Source organism: Burkholderia sp. ABCPW 14, assembly GCF_001523835.1.
GTDB classification, from domain to species: Bacteria; Pseudomonadota; Gammaproteobacteria; order Burkholderiales; family Burkholderiaceae; genus Burkholderia; species Burkholderia mayonis.
This window is the reverse complement of record NZ_LOVS01000082.1, coordinates 86,948-93,959: the sequence shown is the minus strand read 5'-3', so window position 1 is coordinate 93,959 and position 7,012 is coordinate 86,948. Positions and strand designations below refer to the sequence as shown.

Here is a 7,012-nt window from a genome sequence, read left to right as displayed (position 1 = left end):
AAAGGCTTGGGGGCAATGGATCGAGCAAGCCCGGCAAAGCGGGATTGCCGCGCTGCAACTGTTTGCCCAGCGCTTGCAGGGTTACTGGCACGGCATCCTGGCCCGCTGCCGCCATCCGCTCAATACCCGCGTCGTCGAAGGCATCAACAACACCATCAAGGTCATCAAGCGTCGCGCTTACGGGTACCGCGACGAGGAATATTTCTTCCTCAAAATCCGCGCCGCGTTCCCCGGAATTCCTCGATGAACCTATTTTTTTTGGAGTGGCCGAGCGTGGATTCGCGGAAGCCCGCCTGCGCCGATTCGCGTATGCTGAGCGCTTTGTCATGCAGCAAAGGAGATTCGCATGTCCGAAGTCGCCGTCGTCGCGCTCATCGTCGCAAAGCCGGGTGCGGAAGCGAAGCTATTGGAACAACTCGAGGGAATCGTCGGGCCGACGCGCAAAGAAGAGGGCGCACTGCAGTACGATCTGCACCGCGATCTTCAGGAGCCGCGCCGTTTCATCTTCATCGAGCGCTGGACGAGCGAAGCCGCGCTCGCTGCCCATGCGCGATCCGCGCATATCGATGCGTACAAGCGTGCTGCGGCGGATTGGATCGAGAGTGCGGAGATTCGCGTCGCGTCGAAGATCGCTTAGCGAAGAGAGAGCGGGCCGCGCGGCGCGCGGCCCGGTGACAAGCATCGGCGATCAGTGCGATGCGTTCGGGACGTCGAGGATCAGGATGATCGTCCAGTCGGCGTCGCCGTCGTGGTGGTACTGCCGCTCCGCGACGATGAACGGCTGCTGCTTGCCTTGCGGACCGAGGAAAAGCACGTCGCCTTCCATCGGCAGGCATTCGATCGGCGGCAGCGCGAGAAACGCATCATCGGAGCCGCGCGGCATCAATTGCTTGATCTTGCTGGTCGCGGCCTCGGTCCATTCGATGTCCAGTTGGATGTTGCTCATTCTGTCCTCCGCACCGGAGTGCGCACGGTTGGAAAAGTTCGGTGCGCGACTTTAGCACAATGCGCGGCGCGCTCATTCCGGCGCGCCAATGAAAAAGCCGAACCCGACAGATCCGGATTCGGCTTTCGCGCAAGCGGGGCGTACCGCGCTTATTCGCTGGCGGCGTTCGCCGGAGCTGCCTTGGTCGCCTTCTTCGCGCCCTTGTGAGCAGCCTTCTTCGGGTGATGCTTGTGCTGCTCGTGCATCGGCTTTGCTTCGGCGGCCGGCTCGGCAGCCTGTTGCTGCTGCAGCGCTTGTGCGCGCTGCTCGATTTCGGCGATCTTCGCCGGATCGGTGATCGTCTTGATTTCCGTGCTCTCTTGCGCATGGGCCGCGCCAGCCAGAGCCGACACCGAAACCAGGATAGCCATGGTCATCTTCTTCATTGCTTACCTCCGCTAAGTGGTGATGGACCCGAGTGTTGCCGATTTGTCTGGCGTCTGCAATCGAGTGAGCCGAGTTTATCAAAAGTGACGGATCAGTGCATTCGATTGCGTCATGGCGGTTGGCCGCGTGGATCGAGCGCAACAGTGAGGCAATCCGTCATCCTTGCGCAATCCACGCACACGGAACCGGTATCGGCGGTGGGGGGCGTGACGATCGGGCGCGTCGAAAACTGTGTGCGCCGCTAGAACCAGCCGAGACGGCGATACACATGGAATTGCGCGATGCCGAGGATTTCGTGCAGCGCCCGCTCGGCGTTGACGAGATTGCCGCTGCGCGGCAGCCAGCCGAGTTGCGCGTTCCTGCGGTTCGCGTAGACGGGCTGCGGCGCGATCCCGAACCGCTCGAAATCGAGGAGCGCGCGCCGCATCTGGTAAGACGAAGTGACGAGAATCAGATCATCGTAATGTTGGGCGCGTAATATGGCAGCAGTGAAGCGTGCGTTTTCGTAAGTCGTATGGCTGCGCTGCTCGTGGATCAGGTCGCTGTTCGCGACGCCGCGCGCGAGCAGATAGGGCGCATACGTGTCTGCTTCGGTGATGCCACGGAACTGCGGATCGCCGCCCGACGCGATGACCATGCAGCGCGCCGCCGTTCGTTGGCATGCCGAATAGAGTTCGGCAGTCTTGTCGATGCGGGCGAGCGCGTCGCGCGGCGGCACCGCGACGCCATCGCGGCGCTTGATGCCCGCGCCGAGCATCACGATCGCGGTATCGCCCGCCATCGTCGGACGGGCGACCGGCCGTACGCCCGATTCCGCGAGCGCGATGAGCGGCGCGGCGAGCCAGCCGGACGCGATCAGCCACAAGAGCGCGACGCCCGCGACGAGTATCGCGATCGCGCCGGGGCGTTTGCGGCAGAGCAGAAAAACGACGAAGAGAAGTCCAAATGTGTTAAACAGAATCAATTTGATTGGGGTAAGGTAGCTTTTTGGGCACGGTTAGCGATCTGTCCCCGCGTTGCGCGAACGAAGCGGCGGGGAGCGGGTCGGAAGAAGTGAGGGGATTATAAGGACCCCTCTTGAGCTGCGTGGCGGCGCCGGCGGGCGGAGACCCAGGCCGGCGGGGCCGCTTTGCAATGTCGCCGCACTTTAAGAAAGAATCGAGATGGCCACGTATTCCAACGAAGCAGTGCTCGACGCGCTGAGGCGTGTCCAGTACCGTCAGGTTCCTTGGGCGAGGCGTCCGGGTGTGTTCGAATACCTGCGTGCGCTCGGCTTGATGGATACGGTTCGGCAGAAGACTGTCGCGCCTGCGCCCGGTTTCCACGCGCCCGTCGATATCGCCGTTTTGACGGACAACGGCCGAGTCGAATTCGCACGGCTCGAGCGAGACGAAAGGCAGCCCGATTGGGACGCACGCCGGACCGAAGATTACGCGCTCAGCGAAGCGAGTGCCGTGTCGATTCTCGAAAGTCGCTTGTAGCGCCGCGCACGGCGCCGCATCCTCCGCACGAAAAAAAGCCCGTATCGCGAGGATACGGGCGGTACCGGGTACATTGCTGCTGCCACGCTGTGCTCATGGCAAAGCTCAGACTCGGCGAGTGCCGAGCAGTTCCCGTGCATGCGGATTTTTCCCTTTGCTGCTTCAGTGATGATTCGAATAGCTCGGCGGACGTTGCGCATCATTGCGCGCGCGTGCATTGCTGGCGATGTCGCCGCGCAGATCGCCGCGCGGCACGTTCGGTCGTGCGCCGGGTGCGGCTGCATCCGCTTGCGAACGGGCGACTCGTTCCCGCTGTCCGTGCTGCTTCGGAGGAAATTGGTCGGCGTGCGAAGGAGCGGCGAGCGCCAGCGAAACGACAATGCCGCATGCCTTGAGAAGTGACATGGGTTTCATCGTTGGGAGCTCCCTTTTCAAGCCGTCGGACGGCTCGTTGATATATACCGTTAAGGTAAGCGGGGGAGCGAAGGCGCGTTGTAAATATTAGTAAATAGATGTATCGCTTGATCGCATTGTCAGGAGTCCGTGCGAAAAGGCGGCCGTGCGCCGCGGCAGCGGGCGTCGAAAACGATTCTGGGCGGTCGGTGCCGCCCAGAAATTGAATTCATGCCATCTTGACGGGAGCGCGCCAGGATTCCGGATTGGTCCAGAACGCGCCGCGCAGACGATCGCGGCTCGGCGGCGCGGGCGGTTTCACCGCGCTCGCGCCGATGCGCCCGCGCAGCGAGATCTGGCGGCCGCTCGAACCGAGACGCTTCACCACTTCGGCGAGCGTGCCGTCGGCCTGCCATTCGTCGAAGCGTCGACGGCAGGTCGGCGGCGAAGGATAGCGGCCGGGCAGCTTCGACCAGCCTTCGCCCGTCGACAGCACCCAAAGAACGGCGTTCACCACCGAGCGCGCTTCCACGCGGGGACGACCGCGGCGCTCACTGCGTGCAGGCTCGGAGCAGAAGAGTCCCTCGAGCAGCGCCCATTCGTTGTCTCTCAAATCGTCGAACAGCATCATGTCCTCACCTCAGCGAAGCTAACTCCGGTGCGCCGCCCTGCGCCGCGCACTCGTCGAGCACTCGATGCAACGAGTGCCGGGGGAGGCATCGGCTCCATGCAGCAGCGGATGTTGCGCGATCCGCCGCGAGAAGCCCGAAAGCCCGCAGCCCTGTGCGCCTGCTAATGCACGAAGCGTGCCACGTTGGCGACGACCACCCCAAAGCCGCCTGGTAGCGAACTGACAGCCGCGTCAGCTAGGGGCGTATAAGACGCTAAAAAGACCGTCGAGCAAATAAGGACAATCACCAATCTTGTGCAGTCTGGCTCGTGAGACGTGCGTTTCAACGTGTGCTGCACCGCACCGACACACGGCACGGCATCGCAAGGACGCAATACAATTGCGCATCGATGCGTCCGATTGATGAGGGAATCCCATGAATATCACGCTGAGGCAGTTGCGCGTGTTCATCGAAGTCGCGCGGCTCAAGAGCTTCAGCCGGGCAGGCGACGAGATCGGTCTCACGCAGTCGGCCGTGAGCCGGTCGGTGCGCGAGCTGGAAGGCGAGATCGGGCTCAAGCTGATCGACCGCACGACGCGCGACGTGCAACTGACCGACGTCGGCACGAATTTGATCGCGAGCGTGTCGCGCCTGCTCGGCGACCTCGACGACACGCTGCGCGAGATCCGAGAGATCGGCGAGCAGCGTCGCGGGCGCGTGATCGTCGCGGCGAGCCCGACGATCGCATGCCGGTTGATGCCGCGCGTCGTCGCCGCGTGCGAGCAGCGCTTTCCGTTCGTCACGCTCGGCCTGCGCGACGACGTGCAGAGCGACGTGCTGCGCAAGGTGAAATCGGGGGAGGTCGATTTCGGCGTCGTGATCGGGCCGCTCGCGACGAACGATTTGATCAACGAACCGTTGATGACCGATTCGTTTTGTCTCGTCGCGCGCGCCGATCATCCGCTTGCCGCGCGCGATCGCGTGCCGTGGACGGCGCTCGCGGGCGAGCGGCTCGTGCTGCTCGACTACGCGTCGGGCAGCCGGCCGCTGATCGATGCGGCGCTCGCGACGCATCGGGTCGCGGCGAGCGTCGTGCAGGAGCTCGGCCATTCGGCGACGGTGTTCGGCCTCATCGAGGCGGGCGTCGGCGTGAGCGTGCTGCCGTGGCTGTCGTTGCCGCTGCCGGCCGGCTCGTCGCTCGTCGCGCGGCCGCTGGCGCCGCGCACGGAGCGTACCGTCGAGCTCGTGCGGCGGCGCGACCGCTCGCTGTCGCCGGCGGCGGACGCGGTCTGGGGGCTCGTGAAAGAGATGCCGGCGCGCGTCGAGGATCTGAGCTGACGACGCGCCGCGTAGCCGATTCGGCATGGGGCGGGGTCCGGTCGTCGCAACGTTTGCCGCTGAGTCCGGATAGGGGGCGCATCGCCGTTCGCGCGGGCGGGCGCTCTGTCGGCGACCATGGCGGAAGCGTCGGCGGCGAGCGTTTTCGTCGCCGCCGACGCGCCAGAGATATGTCTTTTGCCGTACGTTCTTTGTCTTTACGCACAGGGCAATTTTGCGTAAGATGGCGCTCAGTCACGCGGTTCCGACTTGGTTCCGCGCTGTTCCGTCCGGTTTGGGTTGGGCTTGAGAGTAGGTTCGCCGCCCCCGGTTCGTGCTCCCATCAATATGACCGATCAGAATCGGGCGAGCGCGTCTTCCGTTCCTTTCGTCTGTTCGATTGATCCGGTTCGCTTGACCACAGGGTCTGACCTAGCTGCATGAATACCCAAGAGGCGAAGATCGTCCTCGAGACTGCTTTGATCTGCGCGCAGGAACCGCTGAAGCTCGGCGATTTGCGCAAGCTCTTTGCCGACGGCATGTCGGCGGACACAGTCCGAACACTGCTCGAAGATCTGAAACAGGAATGGACCGGGCGCGGCGTCGAACTCGTCGCGCTCGCGTCGGGCTGGCGCTTCCAGAGCAAGCCGGCGATGCGCACCTATCTCGACCGGCTGCATCCGGAGAAGCCGCCGAAGTATTCGCGGGCCGTGCTGGAGACGCTCGCGATCATCGCGTACCGGCAGCCGGTGACGCGTGGCGACATCGAGGAAATCCGCGGCGTCACGGTGAACACGCAAGTCGTCAAGCAGCTCGAGGACCGCGGCTGGATCGAGGTGATCGGTCATCGCGACGTGCCGGGCCGTCCGGCGCTCTACGCGACGACGAAGCCGTTCCTCGACGATCTCGGCCTGAAGGCGCTCGACGATCTGCCGGCGCTCGAGGAGCCGGCCGCGCATCTGGAGGCAAGCCTTCTCGCGCAGCAGGCGATCGACTTCCCCGAAGATGCGCGGGGCGACGGCGGAGCGGTGGCGGACGCGTCCGATGTGGATGCGGGCGAGGCGGCCGCGCATGCTGCAGATCCGGCGGTTCGACCGGACGAAGCCGTGGCGTCGGCTGACGACGAAGCGGCGGAAGCCGAGGCACGCGCGCCCGATGCGCCGTCCGAAGGCGCTGACGGCTTGACGGCACGGATTGCCGATCCGGCTGATAATGACGAACGAGCCGATGCGAGCGGCGATGCGGCACAAGCTTCCGACGAAGCCGATGCGTCGCGGCGGGTCGGTGGCGATTGCGATTCATCCGAGCATGCCGCCGGCCGAATCGAAGCCGGCGAAGCCGTCGATTCGGCATCGACCGCTGACGAAGGCGCACTCGCGCAAGGCGCACCCGCGTCGCACGAGCATGCGGCGGCGCATGGCAATGCGCAGGATGCAGCGGACGCCGCCATGGCGCCGCATGCCGAGTCGGCCGGCCACGCCGCCGGCGAGCGCGCCGAATCGCCCGTGCCGGCGAACGAATACGCACACCCTGTCGCGCAGGCGGACGCAGCTCCGGCCGACGCGGCAAATGCAGCAAGCCGCGAGGCGGCCGCCGATCCGGCGGCGGACCAAGCGACGAAGGAAGACCAACGCGCGATCGGCGGCATCCCGCACGATGCCGAGCCGGTCCCAGCGCAGGCGGAGGAGGCGTTGGACGACACGTCCGACAGTCTCGCCGACGCCGTGCGCAGTGCAAGCGAGGCGGTCCCCGAGCGCGAGCTGCAGGACGACGAAGAAGAGCCTGCGAAGCGTCGCGCCTGAGACGGGCGACCGAACCCTAGCCGTGCCCGCAACGGG

General features: G+C 64.9%; 10 protein-coding genes. 5 read left to right on the top strand and 5 right to left on the bottom strand.

The window, feature by feature from the left end:
- A partial coding sequence (locus WS62_RS12470; protein WP_197422816.1) for a transposase occupies window positions 1-247 on the top strand: 247 nt, incomplete at its 5' end.
- A gap of 99 nt (window positions 248-346) precedes the next feature.
- On the top strand, window positions 347-637 hold the full coding sequence (locus WS62_RS12465; RefSeq protein WP_066571094.1) for a putative quinol monooxygenase: 291 nt from the start codon (window positions 347-349) through the stop codon (window positions 635-637).
- 51 nt (window positions 638-688) lie between these two features.
- On the opposite strand, the gene WS62_RS12460 is transcribed toward WS62_RS12465, so the two are convergent.
- The 3 genes from WS62_RS12460 to WS62_RS12450 form a co-directional block, all read right to left on the bottom strand.
- Window positions 689-946, bottom strand: a complete 258-nt coding sequence (locus tag WS62_RS12460) for a DNA-binding protein (protein ID WP_066489517.1) — start codon at window positions 944-946, stop codon at window positions 689-691.
- A 149-nt stretch (window positions 947-1,095) separates the two neighbouring features.
- A complete protein-coding gene (locus WS62_RS12455; protein ID WP_066571093.1) occupies window positions 1,096-1,371 on the bottom strand; it encodes a hypothetical protein in 276 nt (91 codons plus the stop codon).
- 242 nt (window positions 1,372-1,613) lie between these two features.
- Window positions 1,614-2,336, bottom strand: coding sequence for a YdcF family protein (locus WS62_RS12450; RefSeq protein ID WP_066571092.1), 723 nt, complete (start codon window positions 2,334-2,336; stop codon window positions 1,614-1,616).
- 199 nt (window positions 2,337-2,535) lie between these two features.
- Between WS62_RS12450 and WS62_RS12445 the strand changes: the two genes are divergently transcribed.
- Window positions 2,536-2,853, top strand: a complete 318-nt coding sequence (locus WS62_RS12445) for a hypothetical protein (RefSeq protein WP_010104120.1) — start codon at window positions 2,536-2,538, stop codon at window positions 2,851-2,853.
- 162 nt (window positions 2,854-3,015) lie between these two features.
- Here WS62_RS12445 and WS62_RS12440 read toward each other — a convergent pair whose 3' ends face one another.
- Together WS62_RS12440 and WS62_RS12435 are read right to left on the bottom strand one after the other, a co-directional pair.
- Window positions 3,016-3,267: a hypothetical protein gene (locus WS62_RS12440; protein ID WP_066489528.1), complete on the bottom strand. Its 252-nt coding sequence runs from the start codon at window positions 3,265-3,267 to the stop codon at window positions 3,016-3,018.
- 208 nt (window positions 3,268-3,475) lie between these two features.
- On the bottom strand, window positions 3,476-3,877 hold the full coding sequence (locus WS62_RS12435) for a transposase (RefSeq protein WP_010104117.1): 402 nt from the start codon (window positions 3,875-3,877) through the stop codon (window positions 3,476-3,478).
- A gap of 415 nt (window positions 3,878-4,292) precedes the next feature.
- Here WS62_RS12435 and WS62_RS12430 point away from each other — a divergent pair, with 415 nt between their 5' ends.
- Together WS62_RS12430 and scpB are read left to right on the top strand one after the other, a co-directional pair.
- A complete protein-coding gene (locus WS62_RS12430) occupies window positions 4,293-5,195 on the top strand; it encodes a LysR family transcriptional regulator (protein WP_066571091.1) in 903 nt (300 codons plus the stop codon).
- 419 nt (window positions 5,196-5,614) lie between these two features.
- A complete protein-coding gene (scpB, locus tag WS62_RS12425) occupies window positions 5,615-6,976 on the top strand; it encodes an SMC-Scp complex subunit ScpB (RefSeq protein ID WP_066571090.1) in 1,362 nt (453 codons plus the stop codon).
- Window positions 6,977-7,012: the final 36 nt, after the last annotated feature.